This is a genomic window from Paenibacillus sp. MMO-177, assembly GCF_037147795.1.
Classification (GTDB): Bacteria; Bacillota; Bacilli; order Paenibacillales; family Paenibacillaceae; genus Pristimantibacillus.
This window is the reverse complement of the sequence record NZ_JBBCUR010000008.1, coordinates 44,642-70,884: the sequence shown is the minus strand read 5'-3', so window position 1 is coordinate 70,884 and position 26,243 is coordinate 44,642. Positions and strand designations below refer to the sequence as shown.

Genomic DNA, 26,243 nt, shown 5'->3' with positions numbered 1-26,243 from the left:
CGGGCACGATAAGAAATGCAAATTTGGGCACATCGCTGACGGGAGGGGATTAGTCATGGTGACGTTGAGACAAATGGCTACGATGGTCATCCTGTTTTTAATCGGCAGCTCCTCTTTATTTGTGCTTGGCGGCACGGCGGAGCGGGATGCATGGTTGTCGGTGGCCGTGGGTGTGCTGGCCGGCTTTGCGGTTATCAGCCTTGTAACGCTGCAGATTCAAAGGCTTGAGCCTGACCGAAACCTGATTGAAATATTCAAGCTGTATTTCGGCAATGTGATTGGCTTTGTATTTGGACTCATCTACGTTGTCTATTTCTGCTATAAATGCACCCGCAATGTCCGAGAGTTTGCAGACCTGTCCATTATGTTTATGCTGTCGGATACGCCGTTGTCCGTCATCATGCTCATTATTTGCATCATTGGAGGATATGCCGTCATGGGCGGCCCCGGAGTGTTCTTTCGGATGGCCGAGGTGCTGCTGCCGATCTTGATTCTGATTTATGTCTTAATCTATCTCTTGCTGATTTTTACGGGGATCATTGATCTTGCCAGACTGCTGCCGATTCTGGAAAAAGGCTTCAAGCCTGTTTGGAATGCCGCTATTCCGGAGCTTATCTCCTTTCCCTTTGGCGAAATGGTATTGTTCCTCATGTTCTATCGCTATATTGACAGAAGCAGCTTTGGTCAGGTGATCCGGGTAACGCTGAAGAGCTACTTGTTCGCCGGAGTGTTTATTACCGTCATGAATGTGTTTATTATCGCGAGTCTAGGCTCATTAGCCCCATGGAGCACGGTACCGCTTCTTCAAGCAACGACCTTTGTTACAATCGGGGATGTGTTCGAGCGGTTTGATCCGCTTGTAGCGCTGTTGTTTTTCACGGCGGTGTACGTAAAGCTGACGGCTTATTATCTTGGCGCATCGCTTGCCTTGGCCTATTTGCTTCGTATTTCGCTTCGGATTGCCGCCATTCCGGTTGGGATTGGCATCTTTTTAGGTTCGTTCTGGTTTAAGAGCTACATGCATCAGGTTAACGTAGGCTTCGAGCAAAATGTAAAGTATCATTTTCCGATTTTCCAAATGTACATTCCGGTCCTGCTGCTGATCGTTATGCTTCTCCGGTCCGGAGTTCGCTCGCGCAGCAAGCTACAAAAACAGCCATCTAGCGAGGACAGCAACCATGCTAATTGATAAGACTTCATCAAAGTCAAGCAAGCAGACCTCTTCGTCTGGCCAAGACAGGCAGCCCGAGCAAGTGCTGCTTCCGGATATGGATATCAATATTGAGCGCCTGCACCGGTTCCTTGGCGGGGGCGAGGATATCGTGTGCCGTACGTTTCAGCATCGTTCTTTTGACAATACGCGGTATGCGATTCTCTATATTGACGGGATTGTGGAAGGGACGTCGATTAACACGCTGCTGCTAAGTCTTCTGGACGATGCCAATAATCCGTATGCGGATGAGGAGGGGGGCAAGGAGTCAGGCCTTTATCATCATTTGACCGAGCGGTCCATTGCAATTGGCAAGCTTAGCGAAGTCAGCACGATTGAGCAAGCAGGCTACAGCATACTTGAGGGAAGTACAATCCTTGTGGTGAACGGCTGCCTGCGGGCGATTGTGATGGATACAACCGGAGGCAAAACCCGGGCGGTTGAGGAGCCGAGCAGCCAGACCGTTATTCGGGGGCCGAAGGAGGGCTTTACGGAGAATCTGAGGACCAACACCTCTCTTATCCGAAGAATTATCAAGTCGCCTGACATTCGGTTTGACTACAAAATGATCGGGCGTCAGACGAGGACGAATGTTGCGGTTGTCTATATGGAGGGAATCGCGGAGGAGGAAATCGTTAAGGAGGTTCACCGCCGGTTAGACAAGATCGATATCGACGGCGTGCTGGAAAGCGGCTATGTCGAAGAGTTTATTCAGGACCGGGCGTTTACGCCTTTTCCGCTGCTGCAAAATACCGAGCGTCCGGATGCCGCAAGCGCTGCTTTGCTGGAAGGCCAGGTTTTGATTATGGTTTCCGGAACGCCTTTTGTCCTGATCGGGCCTGCAACCTTTGCGAAGTTTTTTCAATCGAGCGAGGATTACTACCAGCGTTACGATATCGCGACTTTTCTGCGGATCATCCGGATGGCCTCCTTTTTTATATCCATGCTGCTGCCGTCGCTCTATATCGCGATCACGACCTTCCATCAGGAAATGCTGCCGACCTCGCTGCTCATCAGCTTGGCAGCCCAGCGGGAGGGAATTCCGTTCCCGGCGTTGCTCGAGGCTTTCCTGATGGAGATTACCTTCGAGATCTTGCGCGAAGCGGGTGTGCGGATGCCGCGGATAATCGGACCGGCGATTTCGATCGTCGGAGCGCTCGTACTTGGCCAGGCGGCCGTTCAGGCAGGGATTATATCGGCTGCCATGGTTATTGTCGTATCCTTTACGGCTATTGCGAGCTTCGTTATTCCGGCGGTGAATATGGGAATTGCAGCCCGGCTTATCCGCTTTGTGTTAATGATTCTTGCCGGTACGTTCGGGCTGTTTGGCATAATGTCCGGGTTAATGGTTCTGCTTGCCCATTTATGCGGTTTACGTTCCTTCGGCAAACCGTATATGATGCCATTCTCGCCTTTTGTACCTGCCAATATGAAGGATGTTCTGGTTCGAGTGCCTTGGTGGGCGATGCGTAAGCGTCCGAAAAATATCGCAAATGGCAGCAATTCAATAAGAGAAGGCGCGGGGCAGAAGCCCAGCCCGGATCAGGAAGGAGCCTAGCATGATGAAGCCGGCTATATCGACCCTGCAGACGGTTGCCTTAATTCAAAGCGCAATTACGCCTACCATCGTATTGGCAATACCAAGCGTAATGGTCACGATTGCCCATCATGACGCATGGATATCAGGCGTTATAGCGACCATAGCCGGCATGATTATGGCTTTGGGCATCGCGCTGTTATGCAAGGCGAACAAAGGGCAGCTTTTTGTGGAATGGATGGAAAGCAGCTTCGGAAGACCGGTTGGCATCGCTATCGGATTATTCGTTGGGATCTATTATTTCAACTCCTTTTGCGTCATTGTCCGGACGTTTGCCGATTTTATAGCCGATATCGTTCTTGATTCCACTCCGCTGTTCATGCTGGCGGCTATTATTGTGGTCGTAACGGCCTTTACCGTCATGCAGGGAATTGAAGCGATTGCGCGTTCGGCTTTTTTGGTGCTCCTCATGATCGTGCTTATAGTTCCGATATCCGTCTTTGTCCTTTACGCGGACATCGATTTCAAAAGGCTCATTCCGCTGTTCGATACGAGCGCGGCCAGATTGGCGATTGCTTCTTTTCCTCCTATCGGTCTTTTGTCGGAGGTGGCCGTCCTGCTTCTTATCAATCCATATATGAAAAACCCGGCACACGGCGTGAGAGCAGGCCTCTTGGGAACTTTGCTTGGATCCTCGCAGCTTGTGCTGATTATCCTGCTGAGCCTTACGATCTTTGGGCAGCAGCTTGTACCGTTTATGTCCTACGCCTTTGTTAATGTCATGTCGATTGTCGAGGTTGGCGAATTTCTGGAGCGGATCGAAATATTTACCGTTTCGGTCTGGGTCCTGACGATGTATGTCAAATTAGCCGTCTTCCTGTTTGCAGCCGTTCATTGTCTTTTTCACTCTCTTCGCTTGCGCAGCGAGCGCCATGCGGTTATCGGTTTAAGCGCTCTCGCGATCGTCACGACGGCAGGCGAGTGGCCGAAAAATATGGAAAGCACCCTTATGACAACCTTGGTCAATATGCCGGTGCTGCTGATCACGAATATTGCATTGCCGATTCTTATTGCCGTGGGACTTCTCGTGACGCGCGGGAGACGAAAGCGGCAAGGAGGCGTCCGGAAGCCATGAAACGACGATTTAAGCTTATCTGCTGTACCCTGTTGCTGCTCCTGTTCACGCTGCTGACAACCGGCTGCTGGAACCGGATCGAGCTGAACGAAGTAGCGATTACGTCGGCAACCGGCATTGATTGGGACGGAAACAGCTGGATTGTATCCTATCAGGTCGTTATCCCTGCCGCAATCTCTTCGGTTATGGGAGGATCGGGAGGCGGCGGGCAGAAATCGCCCATCATTGTATACTCGACAAAAGGCAAGACCATCCGGGATGCGATGATGAACAGCTATTCGGAAAGTCCGCGCAAGCTGTTTTTCGCGCATAACCGCGTCGTTGTAGTTGGGGAAAAAGCTATGCAGCATGGCTTGAACGAGCTGATTGACGTTTATTTCCGAAATTCGGGCTCCAGGGAGACGGTAAGCGTGCTTGCGACGCCGGGTACGGCGCGCCGGATTTTGGAGCAGTTCATGCAGCTGCAGGCAATTTCGGGGGCAGGAATGAAGGAGATTATTTTATCCGAGATGCAGCACACCTCCATTCTGCCTAATATTCCGGTTTATCAGCTGGCTATGGAAGTGACCGGAGATGCGAAAAGCGCCGTCGTCCCCGAGATTTTTGTATCCGGAATGAAGGACACTTCCTCCCTGAGGTCGTTTGGCAACACCTCCATTCCTTCCAAGCTTAAGCTGGGACGCCTTGCGGTCCTGAAGGATGATAAAATGATCGGCTGGATGAGCCGGAAGGAATCGCTTGGCGCATCCTATTTGCGGGATAGCGTGAAACAGTCTTTTGTGGTTGTTCCTTGCAAAGACGATAAAGGGAAGAAAGGCTATGACACCATTCAGATTTTCAAATCTTCCACCAAGCTTATCCCGAAGCTGAAGAACAATCAGCTCGCGTTTACGGCGGAAGTCGACGTGACCGGCACATTGCAGGAATCCAATTGCGCGCAGGATTTATATAAACCGGGGATCATCCAGTCGCTTGAAGAAGGAGGACAACTGCAGGTAAGCTCCCTGCTGCAAGAGTCATGGAAGAGGGGGCAGCAGTTAAATACCGATATTTTCGGGGCTGCGGAGAAGACCCACCGGAAATATCCGAAGCAATGGAAGGCGTGGAGCAAGAATTGGGATGAGGTGTTTAAGCAGTCCCCGCTAGAGACAAAGGTCAAATTCCGGATGGCACGGATGGGACTAAGCAACAAGTCTTTTGATTATTTAATGGAAAAGAAGGAGAAGTAGGTTATGCTCTATGTCGCTCTCGTCATCGTGCTCGCGTACTTCGTCCTGCTCTATGCCGGAGGAAAAACGCTCATTCGTAAAAAATGGTACAAGGATTTCGTCTTCTACCTGATCCTTATGACCTGGAGCGCCTTTGTCGCGGTAGGCTTTGTTCTTAATTGGTCCGGTGCGGCATCAGGGACAACGGTCGTGCTCATCAACATGGGAATGGAGCCGATCAGAAAAATCATGGTAGGCATAGTTGGCTGGGGAGTGGATTAAGGGGTAGTGCTTGAATCCTTGTTAGCGTTAGGTATATCGGGGAAGTGTAGTTCTGGAAGAACCCGCTGCGGCGGGTTCTTCTTGCGTTTGTTTCCTACGTACGGACCAATTGTTGCCGGAGGCTGCCGAATAAGAAGGAATCCTGCCGAATGACAGCGAATCAGATGAGCCGCAATTATTCCTTCAGAAGGTGTGATCATCGTTGAGCAGGCAGTCGAAGTGGGTCCTTTGTATGATTATGGTTATGATGGCATTGGTCAGCTATCCCGGGAATTCGGGGGCGGAGGCGGAGAAGGCTTCCGGCATTGTCATTCCGTATACCGTTAGGCCCGGAGATACGTTGTTTGGTATCTCGAAGAAATATTATCTGACAGGCGATTACGAGCAGGTAGCGAAAGTGAACGGTTTGGATCCAAAAGTATCTTTGAAAGCCGGAACGGTAATCAAGCTGAAAAGTCCTCTTGTCCTGGACTATTACGAGGTACAACCCGGAGATACTTTGTTTGCGGTTGCCAAAAGCTATTTTAACCGCGGCAATTATATGGACACGCTAATGGAATATAACGGGATAACCGATCCTAATTCCGAGCTGCAAATAGGGATGACGCTTCGAATTCCGCTGCCGTCGGGCGAGGGCAGGCATCATGTTGTGAAGGGCGATACCCTGTACAGCTTGTCGGTCAAATATTTCAAATCGCAGGATTATCAGAAGGCGGTTGCCGAGGCAAACGAAGTAGGCACGGCCACAAGTCTGATTCAAGCAGGTCAGGAGCTGCAAATTCCCAACCCGTATTATATGGTGGCGGCGAAGTCCAGCAGCACGGTTGCTGTGCCCACCCCGGCCAAGCTCTCGGTAGATATCGATATTACCAAAAACAAGCTGTACGTAAAATCCGGCGGGACGGTTAAGAAGACGTTCAATATCGCCAGCGGGAAAAAAGCGGGATTAACGCCGACAGGAACCTTCGAGATTATGACGAAGATCGAGAATCCCTGGTACTCCGCTAAAGGAATTCCGGGCGGCGACCCGAGGAATCCGCTCGGCAGCCGCTGGCTTGGGCTAAGTGTCCCGGATACCCAAGGCACGAAGTACGGCATTCACGGGACCAACGCCCCTTCGTCAATCGGCACGAACGCAAGCGCGGGCTGCATCCGCATGCTGAATGAGGATGTAGAATGGTTATATAATGCGGTACCTGCGGGTACAAAGGTGACGATACATAAATGATTTTGGAGCTGGATCAAGGACGTTAAGGTCCCTGAGGGGCCTTAACGCTCGAAACGCAGCGGCGCTTTGCCGGGTTAAGGTCCCTAAGGGACCTTAATGATGCGAAATATGGCCGAGAGTCGGCAAAATAAAGGGGATTCCAGCTTTTAAGGTCCTTGAGGGACCTTAAGGTGGTGAGCGGTGCGCCAATTTGCCGGGTTAAGATCCCTGAGGGACCTTAAAGCGGTGGAACCCGAGAGGTCTGAACCACATAGAGTAGAGCGATAAGGCCCTGGCAGGGTCTTATCGGGCTCAAGTAAAGTAAATAAGCAGCGAATAAGACCCCGACAGGGTCTTATTTGGTCTGGAGCTGTCAACTTGGCGGTAATCCCTGTCTACGCCTTGCCCATCAGCTTCGAGTCCTTCGGCAGCAGGAACGCGCAAAGTCCAAGCAGCGGGAGGAAGGAACAGAGCTGGATCGTAAAAGCGACATCCTTCACATCGGTCAGCCAGCCGAGCAGAACGGAGCCGAGTCCGCCCATGCCAAACGCGAGCCCGAAGAACAAGCCGGATACGGTGCCGATATGCCTTGGCATCAGCTCCTGCGCATAGACGATGATGACGGAGAAGCCGGACATCAGAATGAGGCCAATTGCCAAGCACAAGACGAGAGCGACTGCCGGGCTTGCATAAGGGAGCAGCAGCGAGAACGGCGCTGTTCCGGCAATGGATATCCAGATCATCGTCTTGCGGCCGAACTTGTCGGCAAGCGGTCCGCCAAGCAGCGTGCCCACCATGCCAGCGAATTGCAGAGCGAACAAGCAGATTTGCGCGCGAGAGAACGACAATCCGTAATGATCGATGAAATAAAACGAATAATAACCGGTCATGCCCGCTATATAAACAAACTTGGAGAACAGCAGGATAATGAGCAGCGCCATCGTGCCAGCCACGAACAAGGTGGAATGGGCCGATTGCTTATCCAGCATCCGGCTAGCCGTCTTCTTGATCGATGCGGCAGCGGTCAACTGACCGGCATACCAGCGGCTGATGATCTGTTGAATAACGATGCCCGCAACGGCAAAAATCGTAAACCACAGGAAGCCTTTTTGGCCATGAGGCATCAACAGAAAGGCAACAAGCAGCGGTGCCAGCGCCTGACCGGTGTTGCCGCCTACCTGGAATACCGATTGCGCCATCCCTTTCCCGCCGGAGGCAGCCATCCGGGCGACCCGGGAAGATTCCGGGTGCAGGACGGACGAGCCTACCCCGATAAGTGCGGAAGAGACAAGCAGCATCCAGAAGCTGTCCGCATAAGCGAAGCCAACTACGCCGGCCAGCGAGAAGAGCATGCCAAGCGGCAGCAGGAAGGGCATTGGCCTGCGGTCGGATACGTAACCGATAAACGGCTGGAGCAGGGATGCGGTAATGTTCAGCATAAAAGCTACCCAGCCGATTTTAGTGAAGCTCAGATGCATCTCGGATTGAAACAGCGGAAAAGCGGAAGGCACGGCGGTCTGCATCGCATCATTCAGCAGATGGGCGAAGCTGACGCCAAACAGCATCCAGATGGCCGGGTTGCGCTGCGCCTGTAAAGCAGCGGTCGTATTCATGGAACGGTTCCCCCTTTTCATTTGTTTCAGTATAGCGGGGGCAGCGGAAAACGGTCGTTGCGAAAAGTGCTGCAAATGGAGCAACTTTTGCTATAATGATGGCAGGTGAAGAGATATGGAGATGAAAGTAGAGACCAACTGGATCGAGCTGTGGCAAGGAAGCCATGACTACAAGAATGTTCCCCACAAACATGAGGACTGGATGCAGGTTACGCTTCCGATCAAAGGCACCGTGCATTTTACGCAGGAAGAGCGGAGTTATGGCTTGAAGCAAGGCAACGGCTTGCTTCAGCCGCCGGGGACCGAGCATCATTTTTATCTGGGCGAGCAATCTTCCGTTATCATTATAAAAGTTCGCGAACGCGGAGAAGGCGGGATGGAGTCTCTTCAGCCGCATTTTATGGCGGGAGCGGGGCAGGACATCCGTCAGGAATTCCATACCGGAGACATGGTGGGCCGATTCCGTGAATGGATGATGGCGTTGATTGAAGGGCAGGCCTTGGCCGATCCGATTGCGGTGCAGGAGGTTGAGCAGGATGTGGTCGCCTATTTGGGCGGCATGCTTAAGCTTGGCCAGAAGGAGCTCATGCCGCCGGGCATTAACGATCCGCACATTAGGCGGGCTTTGACCTATCTCCATGACTGCTACGACCATACGATCAATATCGAGGAGCTTGCCGGAATCGCGCTTCAAAGCCGGTATCATTTCATCCGTTCCTTCCGAGAAGCAACCGGTACAACCCCGTATCAATATTTGCTGAGGCTGCGCATTACGGAGGCCATGAACAGACTGCGCCGTTCGGGCGCCACGATCGGACAGATCAGCGTCGATCTCGGCTTCTCGAGCACCAGCCAATTTCATCGTGCTTTTCTAAAAATGACCGGCGTTACGCCGCAGGCGTACCGCCAGCAATAATAGAAGCTTAGCCCTTCCGATCAAGGAAGGGTTTTTGCCTGCTTGAAGCCGTTTCACCTTGACCCTCACATTAATGTGAGGGTATATAATCGATTCGAATCGACGATGCAGGAGGCGTTAGGAATGAAAATCGGAGAGCTTGCGGCCCGTACGGGAGTTAGCCTGAGGTCGCTTCGTTATTATGAGGAGCAGGGACTGCTTACTCCCATCCGGCTGGAGAACGGGTACCGGGAATATTCGCCGCTTGCCGAAGAGCAGGTGAGGACGATTCAGCTGTATCTTCAGCTTGGAATATCGACGGAGCAAATCGCCGGTTTCCTGCACTGCGTCTTGAAGAACAAGGAGGCGTTCTGCAAGGAGGTGCTTCCGATCTACCGCGAGAAGCTGGAGGAGATCGAGGCGCAGATTCAGCTTCTGAGCAGCATTAAACGCAATCTGGAGGACCGCATTCAGTCGATTCTGCAAGAGCAGAAGGAAACGGAGGGATGAAGATGAGCGTTAGAAAAATAGACGGACAGTCGTTCCACCAGGCTGTTCGCGCAAGCGGGGCTACTCTAGTTGAATTCGGGGCAAAATGGTGCCCGCCATGCAAGGTGCTGCTGCCTATCCTGGATGAGCTTCAGCAGGAGGAAGGCGAGCGTGTCTCGATCCTTCAAGTGGACTGTGACGAGTCGCCGGAGATTGCTTCCGAGTTTGGCGTGATGTCGATGCCAACCGTCATCGTCTTCCATAACGGCGAGCCGGTCGATAAGTATATCGGGCTTCGTCCGAAGGACGTGTATCAGCAAGCAATTGCCCGGTATGCGTAAGGTTGGTGGGAAAAAGCCGGTCACTTATGTGGCCGGCTTTTTCAATTATTCGGCAGGAATTGGAAGGTCCTTGCGAGAAGATCAAATAGGCTCATTATCTTTCAAACGGAGGTTATACGAATGGACCTGCACTCTTACATAAATGATCTGTTCCATGCGGCTCAGAGCGGTGATGCCGCCAAAGCGAAAGCGCTTGTTGAGGCCCATCCGCAGCTGGCCAATACCGAGAATCAGGACGGGCTAACGCCGCTTGGCTATGCCGCCCATTTTGGCAACGCGGAGGTTGTGCGGGTACTGTTGGAGCACGGCGCGGACGTAAATGCCGTCTCTCATTCCAGCATTTCGTTTATTCCTTCGAATACAGCCCTGCATGCGGCGATTGCCGGGGAACGGAGCCTCGAAGTCATTAATCTGCTGCTCGCAAAAGGGGCAAACACAACAATCCTGGACAGCAACGGCCATACCTGCCTGCACTCGGCGGCCTTCCATAACGACAATATGGAGATGATCCGCCTGTTAATGGAGCATGGAGCGGATGTAAATGCCTCTGCGGATGGCGGGGATACGCCATTGTCGCTGGCTGTTCAGCAGGGGCACGAGAATGTGGCGAGCCTTCTTCGGGATTATGGCGCGCTCCGCTAGAGCGCCGAGCGTGTAATATGCATCTATCTTGCCCTTGCAAAATCAAATCGATTCAATAAAAGCGCGGCCTCTTGAAGGGCCGCGCTTGTCAATTTCTGCTTTAAACCGTCGTCCCCGGCGTTTTCTTGCCCGCCGCAAAAGTGCCCGTCGCATGAGCTACGCGCGCTCCGAGAGCTTCGCCTAGCGCCAGCCCTTTCGAGAAGAGCGATTGGCTCAGCGGGTCATGGGTATCCTCGACGGGAGATGTGACGCCTACCCCGTAATAACTGCCGTACAGCGCATTTGCGGGAATATTGGCCGGCAAGCCGACAATAATCATCCCTTGATGCAGCATCGGCGTAATCAGGTTCAGTAAGGTGGCTTCTATCCCTCCGTGTATGGTTGCGGTCGTGCAGAAAACGGCGCCGATTTTATCAACCAGAGTCCCGTTGGCCCATAAATAACCGAGTTTGTCGATCCATTCTTTCATGCCGGAACTGATCGTGCCGAAGTGCCCGGGACAGCCCCAGATAATGGCATCCATCTGAGCGAGGTCTTTGACGCTCGCCTGTTTGACGTGATTGATGAACACCTCTGCTCCTTCCACGCTTTCGGCACCTTTGGCAATGGAGCGGGCAAGTTGTTCCGTGTGGCCTGCTTCGCTATCGTAAACAATGTAAATTTTCATCGATTAATCTCCTCTCTTGGCTCTGAGAAAACGCGATTTCTCATTCGCTTTCTTTTTGCGGTTTGTTGAGCTTCTTAAGCGATTCCCGGTATGCCTTATCGTTCATCTCTTCCTGACGGTCTTCCTGGTCCTGTGCGGAATTCCCTTTTAAGCGAAGAATCGCCTTCCGGTATTCCTGATCGTTAAATTGATCGTTGTTCTTCGGCGGTTGAGGCGTAAGAAACCCGCGAATGGCGTTGCGGAATTCGCCGTCTGCGCTTTGCCGATTCGAGCGATTTTCGTTGTTAGCCAATTCCGCAGCAGGCGCCGCCTCCTTCTCTGCCTTATCCGGCACTTGCACCGCTTCCGCCGCCTTATCCGGCACCTGCACCGCGTCCTCGGCAGGCTTCACCTTGCGGATGAAGAAGGCGAGCACGAGCGCGGCAATCGTCAACCAAGTCGCGACGACGAATGATTGGTTAATGCCGTAGATCGTCGATTGTATGGTGATTTCGCCCATTTTTGCTTTGTCGGACGGATTGATTTTTCCGGCGATGATCAGCTCCTTCGCATGCGACGCGGCTTTGTTAGTCATAATGGTGACAAGAATCGCGGTGCCAAGCGCGCCGGAGACGTTCCGGAGCGTCTGCGACATGGCAGAGCCGTGAGCATTCAGGCGGCGCGGCAGCTGGTTAAGGCCTGCTGTCTGAATAGGCATCATAAGCATGGACATGCCGAACATCCGCAGCGTATAGAAGAGCATCATGTGATTGTACGACGAATCGATTTTTAAATGACTGAATTCGTAGGTCGTAACGGCTGTAATGGCAAGGCCGAGGACGGCCAGCCAGCGTGCGCCGATTTTGTCGAACACCATGCCGGTGATCGGCGACATGATACCCATCAAGATGGCGCCCGGGAGCAGCAGCAATCCTGATTCGAGAGGCGTAAAGCCGCGGATATTCTGCAGGAAGATCGGCAATAGAATCATGCCGGAGAACATTGCCATTGTAATAATGGCGTTGATCAACGTGGTAAGCGAGAACATCGAATACTTGAAGACGCGCATTTCAAGCAGCGGAGTTTTCAGGAGTATCGAACGGACGATAAACAGAATGAGCGCAATTGCGCCAACGGCCAGGCACACGATGACTTCGGTGGAATCCCAGCCTTTCGTACCCGCTTCGCTGAAGCCGTATAACAGGCCGCCGAAGCCGAGCGTGGACAGTACGACGCTCAGAATGTCGAGATTCGGCCGGGATGTCTTGATGACGTCCCTCATCGAGAAGGCGCCGAATACAACGGCGAGGATCGCCAGCGGTAATACGATATAGAACAGAACATGCCAGTCGTAGTGCTCGACGACCCAGCCGGAGAGCGTCGGTCCGACGGCCGGTGCGAAAATCATCGCAACGCCCATGAGTCCCATCGCTTTGCCGCGCTCTTCGACGGGGAAGATGGTTAAGGTGACGATAGTCATCAGCGGCATCAGGATGCCCGCGCCGCATGCCTGTACGAGACGGCCGGTTAACAAAGAGCTGAAGTCGCCCGACAAGGCACATACGATCGTACCGATTGCGAATAAGGACGAGGCAACCAGAAACAATTTCCGGGTTGTAAACCGATTGATCAGATAAGCACTGATTGGGACGAGTACGCCGTTCACCAGCATGTAGCCGTTGGACAGCCATTGAATCGTGCTTTCGCCAACGTCAAGATCCTCCATCATTTTCGGCAACGCGACGTTAAGCACGGTTTGGCTCAGCAGAGCCACGAACGCAGCGATGAGCAAGGAGGCCATAATCGGCCCTTTGCGCAATTGATTGGACACAACTGTTGTCATGGCTTAAGCTTCCTCCTTGGATTGTTTTAATAAACGCAATACTTCGTTCTGGAGACGGCTCAGCTCGCGGTGATCTTGTTCGGTCATCGACAGCAGAGGACGCATCATATTCATTCGCGTCGCATTCGTCTCGCGCCAGAGCTCCTTGCCCTTTTCCGTTAGCTTTATCGTCATCGCCCTGCGATCCGCTTCGGTTCGTTCGCGCTCTAAGATGCCTGCCTTCACCATCCGGTCCACGATGCCGCTCATCGTGCTGTTGCCCACATTCAGCTTCTCGGCGAGCTCGGACATGCGGATTTCGGGAGTTTCGTGCAGTACGCGCAGTACCAAAAGCTGAAGGGCGGTCAAGTTATGCTTGCTCGCCGCCTTGGACAAGATCTGGAAAAAGGCTTGATTGATTTCGCGATGAGCTTGAAAAATATCCACGATCCGCTGTTCTTCCACTACAGCTTTCCTCCATAAATAGTTTGCATGCGAAATATTATGAACTAAAATAATCTTATATGTCAATCAGACTTCAGGCCGTTAGTTTCCGCAAAGGTCCTGCTGCTTATGCCGTAACCGGCGTTTGGTACTTCTTTCCCAATCTTGTGAAACGGTGAAATGACGGCGGTTCCGGGACAGAAAACAAATGACGGATAATCGATGATTGCATCTTCGAATCAGCCCTGCTATAATCATCCATAATTATTTCCGTTTGAATGAAGGAGTTACGCACATGCGGACATTTGTGAATAGTCAACTTCATTATCATTACAAACAGCGTTAGCACCCCTGATATAAAAAATTCAGGGAGGGCTAACGCCATTCGCGTTGGCCTCCCTGCGGCATACGTAACGCGCAGGACCAAGAGGTCCTGCGCGTTTTTTATTTTACCCAAAATAAAAGGAGAGTGCCGGTTATGCAAAACGTAAAGGGAACTTACGATTTTTTCGGAAAGGAACAAGCCGTCCGCCAGAAGGTAAGGGCCGCGCTGCAGGAGGTTTTCGAGTTGTACGACTTTGAGAGCATGGAGTCCACCGTTCTTCACGAACTGGATTTATTAACCTCGAAGTATGCGGGCGGCGACGAGATTGTGAAGGAGATGTACCGGTTCACGGATCAACGCGGACGGAAGCTGGGATTGCGGTACGATTTGACGATCCCTTTCGCGAAGGTTATGGCATTGAATCCCGGAATCAAGCTTCCGTACAGACGTTACGAGATCGGGAAGGTTTTTCGCGATGGGCCGGTGAAGCGCGGCCGCCTGCGGGAATTTTTGCAATGCGACGTGGACATGGTTGGCGTTGCGGGGCCGGAAGCCGAGGCGGAGCTGATGCTTATTGCGGTTGAGGTGTTTAAAAGGCTCGATATTTCGGTCACGCTGCGCTGGAACAACCGTCGTTTTTTAAGCGAAATATTGGATTCGGTTGGCGTACCGGCGGAGGGAAGCTTGTCCGTGATGCTTACGCTCGACAAACTCGGGAAGATAGGCAGCGACGGTGTTCTGGAGGAATTGAGAGACAAAGGAATATCCGAGCCCGCTGTTGATGAGATAGCAGAGCTTATTGCCATGAGTGAGCCGTCATTCCGTCTTCTGGCGGACCGTTATGGCCTTGGGAAATCGCAAGGAGCTGCCGAGGTGCGTGCTCTCCAAGCGTTAATCGATAAGCTGAAGCTTTCGGCTATTTGCCGCTTTGATCCTTTTTTATCTAGGGGGCTGTCTTTCTATACGGGAACCGTCTATGAGATTTTTGATGCCGGCGGCGTTTATGCATCCAGTATCGGAAGCGGCGGAAGGTACGACGCGATCATCGGAAAGCTGACAGGAAGCGAGGACATGGCCTACCCGGCGGTTGGCTTGTCGTTTGGCATGGAGTCCATCATGGAAATGCTTCGAGATAGGCCGATCCCGGCAAAAGCTCCCAAAGTCGTGGTCTTATCGATTGGCGATACTATAGGCGATGCATTGCTGGCTGCGGCCGTCTTGCGCTCGAGTGGGATTCAGACCGGGATGGAGCCGGCGGGCCGAAAGCTGAAAAAAGCGCTAGCCTCTCTTGAAAGCAGGGCGGTCAGGTATGCGCTGCTCATTGGCGAGGAAGAGGTTCAAACCGGGAAAGTGCGGCTGAAAGATATGAAGGCCAGGGAAGAATACGTGGTTCCGCTTGACGAAGCGATATTTATAGTAGAAAAGAACGATGCCTAATGGGCGAGTAGTGCCGCTGGTGCCGGTTACCGTCTAGATCAAGTTACCGGGCCAAAAGGCTTCCTTATGCTGCATCAAATCCAATGTAGCTCATTTTCGTTGATGACACGCCATAAATCGACCGGGTATGCAAGGCAGCTCAGCAAGACGATGATCTATTGGCAGAGCTGCCTATTGACCGTCACACTTTCTGCGCCATAACCGTACTCATCGCATGCTGATGAGGAATGCCGCTGGAGTTGCAGTCGAACACAATCTCGGCGCTGTCTTTGATCAGCCAATCCCGATAATGGGAGAGCAGCTCCCCCGAATGCCATTTGTAGGCATGAGGTTCTTTTTCAGGCGGCGGCGCGATAAACGGTTTATGCACGAACACGTTCAGGACATGAATTCCGTCAGGGTTAGTGAACTGCTTGTAATTCGCGAAAATCTCCTGGCGGAACTCCGGCTTGATGTAATGAAGAACGCCGCTGGAATAGATAATGTCGTAAGGCTTGTCGAGGCGGAAGTCCAGCAGATCCGCTTTAACCGCTTTAACCTCAACGCCCGCGAGTTCGGCCAGCCGCTTTGTTTTCTCAATGCCGGCATCCGATACGTCTATCCCTGTTACCTCGTAACCGTTCCGGGCGAAAAATACCGCGTCTCTGCCTTCCCCGCAGCCAATATCCAGAAGCTTCAGCCGCCTGCTTGGCGGCATAGTCTTCAGCACCTCGTATACGCCGCTGTTTGGCTCCGTTCCCCAATAATAATTTTCTGTCTTATACTCTTCTTCATAAATCGTAATCGGTTTATCCTGCGAGACATAACCAAGCAGCTTGTCGATGCTGACTTCAAGCGTGCGGCATAACTCCGGCAATAGCGAGAGGTCCGGCATTGTCAAAGCGTTCTCCCATTTGGATACCGCCTGAAACGAAATGCCCAGCTTGTTTGCCAGCTCCTCCTGCGTCAATCCTCTTTCTTTCCGGTAAATGGCGATGTTCCGCGCCAGTTTCTCCTTCACGTTCACTCACGCTCCTTTTGATACTCACCATTCTAGTGAAGTTGCCTCATCCGGACAATAACGCAGGAATTGAACTTTTGCCGGACTCAACCTGCGGTTGAGATTTGTAGAAGTTTGGCCAAAGAGAGTATACTGGAGGTATCTTGGGCTATTAGCAGGAGGACCTTCATTCATGTTTACGCAATTAGAACCAATCGGGAGTATTCAGAATCATATAAAAGTATTCCAGGCCGCAGAAGAGCATACGCCAGCCGTGCTGGGGCTGTTGGTGCAGACGGCGGAATGGCTCAAGAGCAGAGGCTCAGCGCAGTGGAGCGGATTGCTGCGGGGCGAGGATTCCCACCGTACCCCGGAAGCGATCAAACGCGGCGAGGTGTATATTTTCGTACAGGAAGATACCCTTATGGGAATGGTTATGCTGATGCAGCAGGCGAGTCCTTGGGATCGGGAGCTGTGGGGCGAGGAAGGGCATGAGAGCTCGGTCTATCTGCATCGTCTTAACATTAGCCGCGCTGCCGCGGGGACAAATCTTGGCGAGGCAATCGTAAGATGGTCAAGCGAGGGCATTTATTTCCCGGGTAAAGACCGGATCAGGCTGGACTGCATCGCCAATAATCCCAAGCTCAACGATTTCTACCGGAACGCTTGCGGATATGCATTTAAAGGTACGGCATCAAATCCGATCGGCGATTTTAACCTGTATGAGAAAAAGATATCGGAAGGGTAATCTTATCCTTGCTATTCCGATAAACTTACTATACAATCTTCTCAATTCATTATTATTTTATTGTCAAAGGAGAATCCAAGATGATGCAACCGATCCATCCGGCCGAGGTTCAACGACGCCTGGAAAGCTTGAAAGATCAAGATGTGTATATTCATCTTGAGATGACGACAGGAGCATACGCGGCTCATAACGATGCTTCCAAGCATCCGGCCGCTACTTTTATATCGAATGCCGTAATTCAATATTCGCATGGGTTGATATCCGGGAACGGACCATTCCGTGTCGGGCTCAAAATGCAGCAGGGCTGGGTCTATTCCGAAGGCTTGACCCACTATGAAGAGAGCGAAGCCGAACGGCTTATCCTAGCCGGCCATGACCAGCAGGGCAAGCTGGTTGTCGCTTTGCAGCTCAGCCGGGAGCCTTTTTAAGTAATCCGATGCTTACGAAGTAGCTTTCTTATCAGAAAGCTTAGCCTATGCTTACGAAGTAGCTTTCTAATCAGAAAGCTTAGCCTATGCTTACGAAGTAGCTTTCTGATAAGAAAGCATAGCTCATGCTTACGAAGTAGCTTTCTTATCAGAAAGCTTTTAGAAAGGAGAGTAACATACATGGACCGTATATTAGTTGTTCTACCGCATCCGGATGATGAAGCATTTACGATGTCGGGTACGCTTGCGCAGTTGATCGATCAAGGCGCTCAGGTGACTTATGCCTGCCTGACCCTTGGGGAGATGGCCAGAAATATGGGCTTTCCGCCGTTTGCAAGCAGGATAACTCTGCCGCAGATTCGCCGCGGCGAACTGGAAGAATCCTGCGCGGCGATCGGAATCCAGGATCTCCGAATGCTTGGCTTCCATGACAAAACGATTGAATTCGAGGACAAAGTGTTCCTCGATGAACATATTCATGCATTAATTGAAGAAGTGAAGCCTGACGTGATCTTCACGTTTTATCCGGGCTACAGCGTTCATCCGGACCATGACGCGACCGGGGAAGCCGTTGTCCGGACGGTGGGAAGACTTCCTGAGGAAGAGCGCCCGCCGATATATTGCTCGGCATTTTCCCGAAATCATGAGCAGTTCATCGGCAAGCCGGATATCTCGTTTGATGTGCGGGATTATTTGAAGAACAAGATAGCCTCGATCAGGGCCCACCGCTCCCAGTTTAACGCTTCTGAAATTCTCGGGAACAAGCAGCATACCGACAAAGAGGTTCAGGAACGCTTGGGTACGGAAAGGTTCTGGACCTATAAATTTGAAACTTGGAAATAAGCAAAAAAAGCGGACCCGTGTGCATCGATGCATACGGGTCCGCTTTTTTCATATAAACATGCCTTACAATTCTCTCCGTGCTGAAACACGCGCTCCCGCCTAGGGAAACGGGAAGTCGTTTCTCCTTGCCCGAAATCATTTCTTCGCAGCTTTTATTTCACCCTCCAGCTTATCTAACTCGCCTTGCAGCGTCTCGGCAGGAACGTCGATAACAACGCTGCCTCCGTTAGAGTCTTTTTTAACCGATTCAATAATTTCCGGATCCTGGTACAGCTTCGCGATTGCGCGGTAGGTTTCGTTGTCCTTATCTTCGACGCGTGTCGCAAATACGTTCAGGTATGGACGCGTCGTCTCAGACAATGGATCGTCATGGAAAATAGCATCCGACAGCTTTAAACCGGCTTGACCGGCGATGCCGCCGTTAATGATCGATGCCGCAACGTCCGGCAATACGCGCGGTGTCTGCTGAGCGACAACCGGTACGATTTTCAGCTTATGCGGGTTATCTACGATATCATCCGGCGTGCCGTAAAGGCCAACATTGTCTTTCAGCTTCAGAAGACCGGCGGCTTGAAGAACGAGAAGGCCGCGGCCTTGGTTCGCTGGATCGTTAGGGATCGCGATTTTGGAGCCGTCCGGAATCTGGGACACATCCTTGTACTTTTTGGAATAAAGGCCAAGCGGCGATACAACGGTTGAACCGATCGGCACAATGTTCAGGTTATGCTCAATGTTGAACTGGCTAAGGAAGGCCAGATGCTGGAACGAGTTCACATCCACTTCCTTGTTCGCAAGCGCCAGGTTCGGCAGGGTGTAGTCGGAGAATTCAACAAGCTCGATATCGACGTTTAACTGCTCCTTCGCCTTTTTCTTCAGAAGCGGCCAGGTTTCGCCGTCGGTACCGGATACGCCGATTTTGACCTTAACGGGTTCCGCCGGTTTATCTGGAGCCGCGGATTGTTCAGCCGCTGTGTTAGCTGCCGATGGGGAGGCGTTGGCTGCCGTCTTGTTATCCGATTTAGCCGGTGCAGCCGTATTGCTAGCGGCTTTGTTGCTGCCGCAGGCCGACAGCACTCCTACGATTAAGATCAGCAGAAGACTTGCAAGTACAGCATGTTTTTTCATGGTTTGACACTCCTCTATTTTTGTTTTTATTTAAAATATAAGAACGTATAAGTTTCCTTCATACTGTGCTTATATTTCATACGCGAAGCGTTCGGAATTACCGGCGCAAAAATTTGCGCGACACCGTGTTGCCGAGAAATTGCGCGATCTGCACAAGGACGATCAGTACGACAATGGTAACGAGCATGACCGAGCCGTCAAAGCGCTGGTAGCCGTAGGTCATGGCCAAGTCGCCAAGTCCGCCGCCCCCGACTGTTCCGGCCATAGCGGAGAAGTCAATGAGCGCCACCGTCATGAAGGTGAGCCCGAGAATAAGAGGGCCAAGCGCTTCCATGATGAGTACCCCGACGATAATTTGCACGGGGCTGGCCCCCATTGCTTTGGCCGCCTCAATGATGCCGGGATCAACGGCAACCAGATTGTTCTCCACAACCCTAGCGATAACGAAGGCCGCGACGATTGTCATCGGGAAGATGGCAGCCCAGGTACCGATTGTTGTACCGATAACGGCCCGGGTGAAAGGGCTGATCGTCACGAGGAAGATAATGAACGGTACGGGGCGGATAATATTGATGGCGATGTTCAGCAACGAGAAGATAAAGGCATTCTCCAGAATGTTGCCCTTGCGGGTCACGAAGAGCAGCAGTCCGATAACAAGCCCTAGGATGGCTCCAAATATAAGAGTGAAAATAACCATCGTAATCGTCTGGCCGGTCGCTTCGAAAATGCGGGGCCAGAACGTATTCCAATCAACTTTCATGATCGATAACCTCCCTTACCTCTACGTTTTGGCTTAGCTCCCGAATGAGCGGTGCAAGCTGCGGCGTCCGCTCGGGGAACTCGACGATAAGGCTGCCGAACAGCTGGCCCTGCAGTTCGTTAATGCTTCCGTAAATGATATTGAAATCCGCGTTGTACTTCCTCGCTGTCTGGGACAGGATGGGCTCGCTTGTCGCTCCGCCTCGGAATACGATCCTGTAAAGCCGGCCTTTGTGGCTTTTCTTGAGTGTTTCCAGCAGCTTCGGAGAAAGCTTGTCGTTCTGCACGGAGCTGATAAAGTTCCGGGTTGTTTGTTTTTGCGGATTCGCAAATATGTCAAATACCTGCCCCTCTTCAATAACCCGCCCGTTTTCCATGACCGCTACCCTATCGCAGATGGAACGGATGACATGCATCTCGTGCGTGATCAGAAGAATGGTGATCTTATACTCCTCGTTCACCCGTTTCAGCAGCTTCAGTATCTCGCCGGTCGTCTCCGGGTCAAGGGCTGAGGTTGCTTCATCGCATATGAGGATATCTGGCGAAGTAGCCAGCGCCCTCGCAATCCCGACGCGCTGCTTCTGGCCTCCCGACAGCTGCTCGGGATACTGATCCGCTTTATCCTCAAGTCCTACGAAGCGGAGAAGCTCGGCTACCCTCGCTTTAATCTGGTCCTTCGGCACGCGGGCAAGCTTTAACGGATACGCGATATTGCCGTACACGGTACGGGAGTTGAACAGGTTAAAGGTTTGAAAAATCATCCCGATTCGTCTGCGCAGCTGCCGAAGCTCCCGAGAGGTGATGGAGGTTACGTCCCGGTCGTTGACGACGACTCTGCCGCTTGTAGGCTTTTCCAGTAAGTTGACAAGCCGAAGCAAGGTGCTTTTGCCGGCGCCGCTGAAGCCGATAACTCCGTAAATCTCTCCTTTGGCGATGGAGAGGGAGACGTTATCGACTGCGTTAACCGCCTTTTTTTGTGACAGGAAGGTTTTGGACACCGATTCAAACTTAATCAAGTGAAGTTCTCTCCTTTAGCGCGTATTACTTTTATAAAGTTTAGTAAACGCATCTTCATAGTAGGTATAACGAATAAAAGGCGGCCTCTTCTCTCGGAAAGAAGAGGCCGCCGAATTAGAACAGGCTCTTCCAGTCTTTGTTCAAGACTTGGTTCGCACAGTTCTGAAATGATCAGTCATCTGTATCGAAAACAACATTATGAAAGGATGTGTTGCTTATCTATCCCTTGCTGGGCGCGGGTTTTCTTAATTCCGTGCTCTCAACTTGGCATTTACTATAAAGTGTCCCGGGCGGCACTGTCAATCCCTAAAATTTCAAAAAAATTCTAATAGAAGACGTACTTGACATCCATATTTATACAGTGTTAGAGTAGGCCTCACATTCTAAACCTGTTTTTTTGATCGGAATAGTAAGTTATAAAAGGCATAGGATTTAACAGAGAGGATAGGTGACTTCATTTGGCAAAGCAGATTTTGTTTAACGTCTTCGAGATGTCCAGCGCGATGCATAATTCGCATGGACTCTGGAAGCATCCTGCTAACGAAAGAACGCGTCGTTATAAGGATCTGGACTATTGGACCGAGCTTGCGCAGCTGCTGGAGAGAGGCAGGTTTGACGCTCTTTTTCTGGCTGACGTGATTGGGGTCTACGACGTCTATCAGAAAAGCAAAGACGCTTCGATCCGTGATGCGGTTCAGGTACCCCTTAACGATCCGGCGTTCGCCATCCCCGCTATGGCATCGGTGACGGAGCATTTGTCTTTTGCCCTGACCGTCAGCACAACCTATGAGCACCCTTATGCGCATGCCCGCAGAATGAGTACCCTGGATCACCTGACGAAAGGGCGCTTTGCCTGGAATGTCGTAACTTCCTATCTGCCAAGCGCGGCCCGTAATTTCGGGCTGGACGAAATGATTAAGCATGATGACCGTTATGAACTGGCCGATGAATTTCTGGATGTGTCGTATAAGCTTTGGGAAGGAAGCTGGGAAGAAGACGCTGTGGTAAACGACCGGGAAAACAAAGTATTCGCCGACCCAGCCAAGGTGCATGAGATTAACCATGAAGGCCGGTTTTTCCGAGTGCCGGGACCGCATTTGAGCGAACCCTCGCCGCAGCGTACTCCGGTTATTTATCAGGCGGGCTCTTCTCCCAAAGGCAAGGAATTTGCCGCCAAGCATGCGGAATGCCTGTTTGTTGGCGGACCTACGCCCGAGCACACGAAGCAGTCCATCCAAGAGGTTAAGAGGCTGGCGAAATCCTATGGCCGCAATCCGGACCATATCAAGGCTTTTACGTTCCTGAATGTTGTCGTAGCGGAGACGACGGAAGAAGCGGAAGAGAAATTCGAAGAATATAAGCGGCTGTGGAGCGGTGAAGCGGCGAAAGCGCAATACGGCGGCTCCAGCGGGTATGACCTGTCCGAATATACCGACCTGGATGCCGTCTTTGAATATAAGCATACCGAGCATGGCCAGTCGCGGGCTGCGTCGCTGACGAAGGATAATCCGAAGAAACTGACCGTCCGCGAGGTGCTCGAAAGCTTTGACACTCTGAAGCGGAGATTCGCTATCGTTGGCAACCCGCAGCAGGTTGCCGACGGGATTCAAGCTTATTTCGAAGCGACGGGAGTGGATGGCTTTAACCTGACGCATATGATCACGCCGGGCAGTCTGGTTGACTTCGTTGACTTGGTCGTTCCCGAGCTTCAAAAGCGCGGGATTTACAAGACGGAATATGCGCCGGGAACCTACCGGGAGAAGCTGTTTGGCCAGGGCAAGCGTCATTTGCAGGAAGGTCATCCGGGAGCCCGATACCGTCATATTGAGAAGAGCACGGTGTAGAGAGGAGGAGGTATCGGTATGGCCACTCTTGTACAACAGATAACGACAACGGTAAAGCCGCTGCCCCACGCGCTCGAGCTTGCCTATAAGCTAGGCGAGCTGCCGCTGGACTTCAGGCGGCGCGGAATCACTCTTACGAAGAATCAGTGGAATCAGCTGGATATCGCCTTCGATGAGCAGCAGAGCTATACGGTTCGCTGGGATGATCCTTTAACGGGCCTTACCTTGCTGGAGGAGGAAAAAGATTGCCGCGTTATTCTCGGCTTGACTCCAATTCAGCTTCGCGGTTCCATTCTGGTCCGCGCAGACTCCAGCATCCGGCGTTTGCGTGAAGCGAACGTACTTGGCATTCCGAGGTTGGAAGTCAGCACCCCGGATGCCTGGCACATGTCCGCGGACCGGGCCGTTCAGCGTATTGCGCGCGGCTATCCGGATTGCAAAATAAAGCATGCCTTGCTTAACGTTCATGCCGTTGATCTTCAACAAAACCAAGCCGTTGCGCAGCGGCTGGCGGAAGCGCTGCTGTCGGGCGAAGCGGACGCCGTATACGCGGAAGGCGCCATCGATCAAGGACTGCGAACGCTGCTCGGGGCACGCTCCATTCATGATGAGCAGTATGCCTTGCCGGTTCTTCTAACGGCGCCAAAGACGTTCGTTGAACAGCAGCCTGAAGCTACCGCAAGACTGCTTGCGCATATCGGGGCGGCTGCGCGGTGGGCGGAGCAGCATGCCGATGATGCCTGCCTGCTGTTAGGACATATGACCGGTGTAGCCGAGAAGGATTTATCGGCCGTGTTCTCCGGCAGCCTGCATGCTCAGCTTGATATCGAGCCGTCGCCTGACAAGTGGGCGGAGCTGCGGGAGACTCGGGACTGGCTGACGGACAATCATTATTTGCGCCAACACCTGGAACTGGAGGAGTATGTCCCGCAGGAGCTGCTCCGCGAAGCCCGGTTGCTGCTGGAAAGCGGGGCTGTCGGACAGCCGAAGACAAAGGAACTGTCCCCTTACGCATTAACGGATTTGTCGCCGGATTTTTTTGCGGATCGGAAGCCTGCAAAGGTGTTAAAGACGGAGAAGGAAGCGCTCGAGGCGGCTTTTCGGTTTGCGGAATCGGCTAAAGCCGGAGCTTCGGAGCGGGATAGGGAGCGAAGGCTTCCGCTGGCTGAGCTGAGGGAATTATCCGAAAGCGGCCTGCTTGGCGTGACTGTACCCCAGTCTTACGGGGGAGCGGGTATCAATGTGGCAGTCTTGACCGAAATCATCCGGATTATTTCCAAAGCGGACAGCTCACTCGGACAAATTCCGCAAAACCATTTCTATTTCCTGAAATCCGTTGAGCTGGTGGGAACGGAGGAGCAGAAGAGGCTTTTCTTCGGGGAAGTGCTCCGCGGAGCCTTGCTCGGTAATGCCATCGCGGAGCGGGGCGCAAAGAAGGACTTCAAGCATATGACGACGCGGCTTGCGAAAGCTTCGGGAAATGACGGCTACCGGTTATCGGGCACGAAGTTTTATTCGACGGGTGCTTTATACGCCCAGTGGATTCCGGTCGCCGCCTTGAACGAAGAGGATAAACGGGTAATCGTCTACGTGCCAAGGCATGCCAAAGGGGTAACAGTTATTGACGATTGGTCCGGCATCGGACAGCGGACTACAGGAAGCGGAAGCGTCATTTTGCGGGATGTGGACATTCCGGCGCATTATGTCTTGCCGCAATACCAAATATTTGACCTGCCTAATACTTACCTGGCATTCGGGCAAATCCTTCATGCGGCGATCGATGCGGGGATCGCGCAGGCAGCCATCGAGGACGCAGCGGCCTTCGTACGGGAGAAAACCCGGCCTGTCTATGGCAGCAACGCGGAGAGGGCATCGGATGAGCCCGATCAGATCCGGCGTTTCGGCGAACTTGGCATTAAGCTGTATGCCTCCGAAGCGCTGCTGGAGAAGGCGGCCGCAGCTATCGACAAGGCAGGGCTGGAGCCGACGGCGGATCATGTCGGGCAAGCCGGACTGCTTGTTGATTCCGCGAAATACAGCATGACCGAAACGGTGATCGAAATAACGAATGCGCTGTTCGAAACGGCGGGCACGGCGTCCATGGACCAGAAATACAACTATGACCGGCATTGGCGGAATGCCCGCATTCATACTCTCCACGATCCGGCACGGCTAAAGCTTCATCATGTCGGCAAATGGGTGCTTAACGGCGAATATCACGAATACAAAATGTAGCTCGTAAAAAAGTATCGATTCTTTTAAGGAGGCCATATGGAGTACCGGACAATTGGCAGAACAGGCGTGCACGTGTCGGGCTTATGCTTTGGCACGATGTCGTTTGGCGGCAACGCGGACCGCGAAACCTCTCAGGCTTTATATAACCGCAGCCGGGAGGCGGGCATTAACTTTTTCGATACGGCCAACGTGTACAGCGGGGGAATTGCAGAGGAGTGGCTAGGCGAATTTATAGCCGGCCACCGCAATGAGCTGGTTATCAGCTCGAAGGCTGGATTCCCCGTCGGGCAGGGTTTAAATGAGGGCGGGGCATCGCGCAGGCACTTGATTTTGCAGGTGGAGGAGAGCTTGAAGCGGCTCCGTACGGACTGGATCGATTTTTATTTTATACACCGTTTTGATCCGGCAACGGATATCGAGCAGACGGTCCGGGCGCTGGACGATCTTCAGAAGCAGGGCAAAATCGGTTTCCCGGCAGTCAGCAACTGGGCAGCTTGGCAAATTGCAAAGGCGCTCGGGATTTCCATCCACCAGAGCCTGGCGCGCTTTGAGCTGATCCAGCCCATGTACAATTTGGTGAAACGGCAGGCCGAGGTGGAAATTTTGCCTCTGGCCGAGTCGGAGCGGCTTGGCGTGATCTCCTATAGCCCGCTTGGCGGCGGACTGCTGACCGGCAAGTACGGCGTGTCCCATAAACCCGACTCGGGCCGGCTGGTGGAAGTGAAAAACTATACGATCCGTTACGGGGAAGAGGGTTATTACGAGACGGCTGACCGGTTTCGGGCCTACGCGGCCGAGCATGGCTATCATCCCGCTTCGCTTGCTGTTGCCTGGGCGGGCAGTCATCCGGCTATTACGGCACCAATCATTGGCGCCCGTAGTGTTGAGCAGCTGGAATTCTCCTTGGCTGCCGCGGACATTGCATTAACCCCCGAGCAAAGAAACGAGATTTCCCGTTTATCGGCAGAGCCGCCGCTTGCGACGGATCGCCGCGAAGAGCAGCAATACGTTTGATTTTATATAAAATATACT

General features: G+C 52.5%; 25 protein-coding genes. 17 read left to right on the top strand and 8 right to left on the bottom strand.

What is annotated here, in order from left to right; all coding sequences use genetic code 11:
• Positions 1–55: 55 nt before the first annotated feature.
• The 6 genes from WFK81_RS23185 (at position 56) to WFK81_RS23160 (ending at position 6,600) form a co-directional block, all read left to right on the top strand.
• Positions 56–1,189: a GerAB/ArcD/ProY family transporter gene (locus WFK81_RS23185; protein ID WP_336788861.1), complete on the top strand. Its 1,134-nt coding sequence runs from the start codon at positions 56–58 to the stop codon at positions 1,187–1,189.
• A complete protein-coding gene (locus tag WFK81_RS23180) occupies positions 1,179–2,768 on the top strand; it encodes a spore germination protein (RefSeq protein ID WP_336788859.1) in 1,590 nt (529 codons plus the stop codon). Before WFK81_RS23185 ends, WFK81_RS23180 begins: the two co-directional genes overlap by 11 nt.
• A 4-nt stretch (positions 2,769–2,772) precedes the next feature.
• A complete protein-coding gene (locus tag WFK81_RS23175; RefSeq protein WP_336788857.1) occupies positions 2,773–3,882 on the top strand; it encodes a GerAB/ArcD/ProY family transporter in 1,110 nt (369 codons plus the stop codon).
• Positions 3,879–5,111: a Ger(x)C family spore germination protein gene (locus WFK81_RS23170; RefSeq protein ID WP_336788856.1), complete on the top strand. Its 1,233-nt coding sequence runs from the start codon at positions 3,879–3,881 to the stop codon at positions 5,109–5,111. Before WFK81_RS23175 ends, WFK81_RS23170 begins: the two co-directional genes overlap by 4 nt.
• Before the next feature lie 3 nt (positions 5,112–5,114).
• Positions 5,115–5,372: a hypothetical protein gene (locus WFK81_RS23165; protein WP_336788854.1), complete on the top strand. Its 258-nt coding sequence runs from the start codon at positions 5,115–5,117 to the stop codon at positions 5,370–5,372.
• Positions 5,373–5,604: 232 nt separating this feature from the next.
• Positions 5,605–6,600, top strand: a complete 996-nt coding sequence (locus tag WFK81_RS23160; RefSeq protein ID WP_336788852.1) for a LysM peptidoglycan-binding domain-containing protein — start codon at positions 5,605–5,607, stop codon at positions 6,598–6,600.
• Between the two features lie 374 nt (positions 6,601–6,974).
• On the opposite strand, the gene WFK81_RS23155 is transcribed toward WFK81_RS23160, so the two are convergent.
• The gene (locus WFK81_RS23155; protein WP_336788851.1) at positions 6,975–8,192 is read right to left on the bottom strand and encodes an MFS transporter; all 1,218 of its coding nucleotides are present in this window, start codon (positions 8,190–8,192) and stop codon (positions 6,975–6,977) included.
• Positions 8,193–8,307: 115 nt separating this feature from the next.
• Between WFK81_RS23155 and WFK81_RS23150 the strand changes: the two genes are divergently transcribed.
• The 4 genes from WFK81_RS23150 to WFK81_RS23135 all read left to right on the top strand — a co-directional run bounded on the left by WFK81_RS23150 (position 8,308) and on the right by WFK81_RS23135 (position 10,559).
• Positions 8,308–9,108 (top strand): AraC family transcriptional regulator, encoded by an 801-nt coding sequence (locus WFK81_RS23150; protein WP_336788850.1) that lies wholly within the window; start codon positions 8,308–8,310, stop codon positions 9,106–9,108.
• Positions 9,109–9,231: 123 nt separating this feature from the next.
• Positions 9,232–9,597, top strand: a complete 366-nt coding sequence (locus WFK81_RS23145) for a MerR family transcriptional regulator (RefSeq protein ID WP_336788849.1) — start codon at positions 9,232–9,234, stop codon at positions 9,595–9,597.
• A 2-nt stretch (positions 9,598–9,599) separates the two neighbouring features.
• Positions 9,600–9,917, top strand: coding sequence for a thioredoxin family protein (locus WFK81_RS23140; protein WP_336788847.1), 318 nt, complete (start codon positions 9,600–9,602; stop codon positions 9,915–9,917).
• A gap of 120 nt (positions 9,918–10,037) precedes the next feature.
• Positions 10,038–10,559: an ankyrin repeat domain-containing protein gene (locus WFK81_RS23135; protein WP_336788846.1), complete on the top strand. Its 522-nt coding sequence runs from the start codon at positions 10,038–10,040 to the stop codon at positions 10,557–10,559.
• Between the two features lie 100 nt (positions 10,560–10,659).
• Here the strand turns inward: WFK81_RS23135 and WFK81_RS23130 are convergent, their stop codons facing one another.
• From WFK81_RS23130 to WFK81_RS23120, 3 genes are read right to left on the bottom strand one after another with little or no spacing between them, the layout of a single operon-like run.
• A complete protein-coding gene (locus WFK81_RS23130; RefSeq protein ID WP_336788844.1) occupies positions 10,660–11,226 on the bottom strand; it encodes an NAD(P)H-dependent oxidoreductase in 567 nt (188 codons plus the stop codon).
• 40 nt (positions 11,227–11,266) lie between these two features.
• The gene (locus WFK81_RS23125) at positions 11,267–13,048 is read right to left on the bottom strand and encodes a DHA2 family efflux MFS transporter permease subunit (protein WP_336788843.1); all 1,782 of its coding nucleotides are present in this window, start codon (positions 13,046–13,048) and stop codon (positions 11,267–11,269) included.
• Positions 13,049–13,051: 3 nt separating this feature from the next.
• Complete coding sequence (locus WFK81_RS23120) at positions 13,052–13,492, bottom strand: MarR family winged helix-turn-helix transcriptional regulator (protein WP_336788841.1); 441 nt, start codon at positions 13,490–13,492, stop codon at positions 13,052–13,054.
• A gap of 457 nt (positions 13,493–13,949) precedes the next feature.
• Between WFK81_RS23120 and WFK81_RS23115 the strand changes: the two genes are divergently transcribed.
• Entirely contained in the window at positions 13,950–15,233 is a 1,284-nt protein-coding gene (locus WFK81_RS23115) for a histidine--tRNA ligase (protein ID WP_336788839.1), read from the top strand.
• Between the two features lie 181 nt (positions 15,234–15,414).
• Here WFK81_RS23115 and WFK81_RS23110 read toward each other — a convergent pair whose 3' ends face one another.
• Positions 15,415–16,233, bottom strand: a complete 819-nt coding sequence (locus WFK81_RS23110; RefSeq protein ID WP_336788837.1) for a methyltransferase domain-containing protein — start codon at positions 16,231–16,233, stop codon at positions 15,415–15,417.
• A gap of 172 nt (positions 16,234–16,405) precedes the next feature.
• Between WFK81_RS23110 and WFK81_RS23105 the strand changes: the two genes are divergently transcribed.
• The 3 genes from WFK81_RS23105 (at position 16,406) to bshB2 (ending at position 18,231) form a co-directional block, all read left to right on the top strand.
• Positions 16,406–16,960, top strand: coding sequence for a GNAT family N-acetyltransferase (locus WFK81_RS23105; protein WP_336788835.1), 555 nt, complete (start codon positions 16,406–16,408; stop codon positions 16,958–16,960).
• An 83-nt stretch (positions 16,961–17,043) separates the two neighbouring features.
• Entirely contained in the window at positions 17,044–17,388 is a 345-nt protein-coding gene (locus WFK81_RS23100) for a YojF family protein (protein ID WP_336788999.1), read from the top strand.
• Positions 17,389–17,568: 180 nt separating this feature from the next.
• Positions 17,569–18,231, top strand: coding sequence for a bacillithiol biosynthesis deacetylase BshB2 (gene bshB2 / locus WFK81_RS23095; RefSeq protein WP_336788833.1), 663 nt, complete (start codon positions 17,569–17,571; stop codon positions 18,229–18,231).
• A gap of 135 nt (positions 18,232–18,366) precedes the next feature.
• Here bshB2 and WFK81_RS23090 read toward each other — a convergent pair whose 3' ends face one another.
• The 3 genes from WFK81_RS23090 to WFK81_RS23080 form a co-directional block, all read right to left on the bottom strand.
• Complete coding sequence (locus tag WFK81_RS23090) at positions 18,367–19,356, bottom strand: MetQ/NlpA family ABC transporter substrate-binding protein (RefSeq protein ID WP_336788832.1); 990 nt, start codon at positions 19,354–19,356, stop codon at positions 18,367–18,369.
• 97 nt (positions 19,357–19,453) lie between these two features.
• A complete protein-coding gene (locus WFK81_RS23085) occupies positions 19,454–20,116 on the bottom strand; it encodes a methionine ABC transporter permease (protein ID WP_336788830.1) in 663 nt (220 codons plus the stop codon).
• The gene (locus WFK81_RS23080; RefSeq protein WP_336788828.1) at positions 20,106–21,131 is read right to left on the bottom strand and encodes a methionine ABC transporter ATP-binding protein; all 1,026 of its coding nucleotides are present in this window, start codon (positions 21,129–21,131) and stop codon (positions 20,106–20,108) included. The genes WFK81_RS23085 and WFK81_RS23080 overlap by 11 nt, the downstream gene beginning before the upstream one ends.
• A 459-nt stretch (positions 21,132–21,590) precedes the next feature.
• On the opposite strand from WFK81_RS23080, the gene WFK81_RS23075 reads away from it, so the two are divergent.
• Genes WFK81_RS23075 through WFK81_RS23065 form a run of 3 tightly spaced genes read left to right on the top strand, consistent with a single transcriptional unit; the run spans position 21,591 to position 26,225 of the window.
• Positions 21,591–22,976 carry an LLM class flavin-dependent oxidoreductase gene (locus tag WFK81_RS23075; protein ID WP_336788826.1) on the top strand — a complete coding sequence of 462 codons (1,386 nt, stop codon included), beginning with the start codon at positions 21,591–21,593 and terminating at the stop codon, positions 22,974–22,976.
• A gap of 18 nt (positions 22,977–22,994) precedes the next feature.
• On the top strand, positions 22,995–25,211 hold the full coding sequence (locus WFK81_RS23070; RefSeq protein WP_336788824.1) for an SfnB family sulfur acquisition oxidoreductase: 2,217 nt from the start codon (positions 22,995–22,997) through the stop codon (positions 25,209–25,211).
• A 36-nt stretch (positions 25,212–25,247) separates the two neighbouring features.
• Positions 25,248–26,225, top strand: a complete 978-nt coding sequence (locus tag WFK81_RS23065; RefSeq protein ID WP_336788822.1) for an aldo/keto reductase — start codon at positions 25,248–25,250, stop codon at positions 26,223–26,225.
• Positions 26,226–26,243 lie beyond the last annotated feature (18 nt).

Bases quoted from the DNA above. Each gene is read 5' to 3' on its own strand.
- WFK81_RS23125 (WP_336788843.1), bottom strand. From the start codon at position 13,048: ATGACAACAGTTGTGTCCAATCAATTGCGCAAAGGGCCGATTATGGCC.
- WFK81_RS23150 (WP_336788850.1), top strand. From the start codon at position 8,308: ATGGAGATGAAAGTAGAGACCAACTGGATCGAGCTGTGGCAAGGAAGC.
- WFK81_RS23185 (WP_336788861.1), top strand. From the start codon at position 56: ATGGTGACGTTGAGACAAATGGCTACGATGGTCATCCTGTTTTTAATC.
- WFK81_RS23085 (WP_336788830.1), bottom strand. From the start codon at position 20,116: ATGAAAGTTGATTGGAATACGTTCTGGCCCCGCATTTTCGAAGCGACC.
- WFK81_RS23090 (WP_336788832.1), bottom strand. From the start codon at position 19,356: ATGAAAAAACATGCTGTACTTGCAAGTCTTCTGCTGATCTTAATCGTA.
- WFK81_RS23115 (WP_336788839.1), top strand. From the start codon at position 13,950: ATGCAAAACGTAAAGGGAACTTACGATTTTTTCGGAAAGGAACAAGCC.
- WFK81_RS23170 (WP_336788856.1), top strand. From the start codon at position 3,879: ATGAAACGACGATTTAAGCTTATCTGCTGTACCCTGTTGCTGCTCCTG.
- WFK81_RS23165 (WP_336788854.1), top strand. From the start codon at position 5,115: ATGCTCTATGTCGCTCTCGTCATCGTGCTCGCGTACTTCGTCCTGCTC.
- WFK81_RS23065 (WP_336788822.1), top strand. From the start codon at position 25,248: ATGGAGTACCGGACAATTGGCAGAACAGGCGTGCACGTGTCGGGCTTA.
- WFK81_RS23175 (WP_336788857.1), top strand. From the start codon at position 2,773: ATGAAGCCGGCTATATCGACCCTGCAGACGGTTGCCTTAATTCAAAGC.
- WFK81_RS23105 (WP_336788835.1), top strand. From the start codon at position 16,406: ATGTTTACGCAATTAGAACCAATCGGGAGTATTCAGAATCATATAAAA.
- WFK81_RS23135 (WP_336788846.1), top strand. From the start codon at position 10,038: ATGGACCTGCACTCTTACATAAATGATCTGTTCCATGCGGCTCAGAGC.
- WFK81_RS23180 (WP_336788859.1), top strand. From the start codon at position 1,179: ATGCTAATTGATAAGACTTCATCAAAGTCAAGCAAGCAGACCTCTTCG.
- bshB2 (WP_336788833.1), top strand. From the start codon at position 17,569: ATGGACCGTATATTAGTTGTTCTACCGCATCCGGATGATGAAGCATTT.
- WFK81_RS23100 (WP_336788999.1), top strand. From the start codon at position 17,044: ATGCAACCGATCCATCCGGCCGAGGTTCAACGACGCCTGGAAAGCTTG.
- WFK81_RS23145 (WP_336788849.1), top strand. From the start codon at position 9,232: ATGAAAATCGGAGAGCTTGCGGCCCGTACGGGAGTTAGCCTGAGGTCG.
- WFK81_RS23160 (WP_336788852.1), top strand. From the start codon at position 5,605: ATGATTATGGTTATGATGGCATTGGTCAGCTATCCCGGGAATTCGGGG.
- WFK81_RS23140 (WP_336788847.1), top strand. From the start codon at position 9,600: ATGAGCGTTAGAAAAATAGACGGACAGTCGTTCCACCAGGCTGTTCGC.
- WFK81_RS23155 (WP_336788851.1), bottom strand. From the start codon at position 8,192: ATGAATACGACCGCTGCTTTACAGGCGCAGCGCAACCCGGCCATCTGG.
- WFK81_RS23070 (WP_336788824.1), top strand. From the start codon at position 22,995: ATGGCCACTCTTGTACAACAGATAACGACAACGGTAAAGCCGCTGCCC.
- WFK81_RS23130 (WP_336788844.1), bottom strand. From the start codon at position 11,226: ATGAAAATTTACATTGTTTACGATAGCGAAGCAGGCCACACGGAACAA.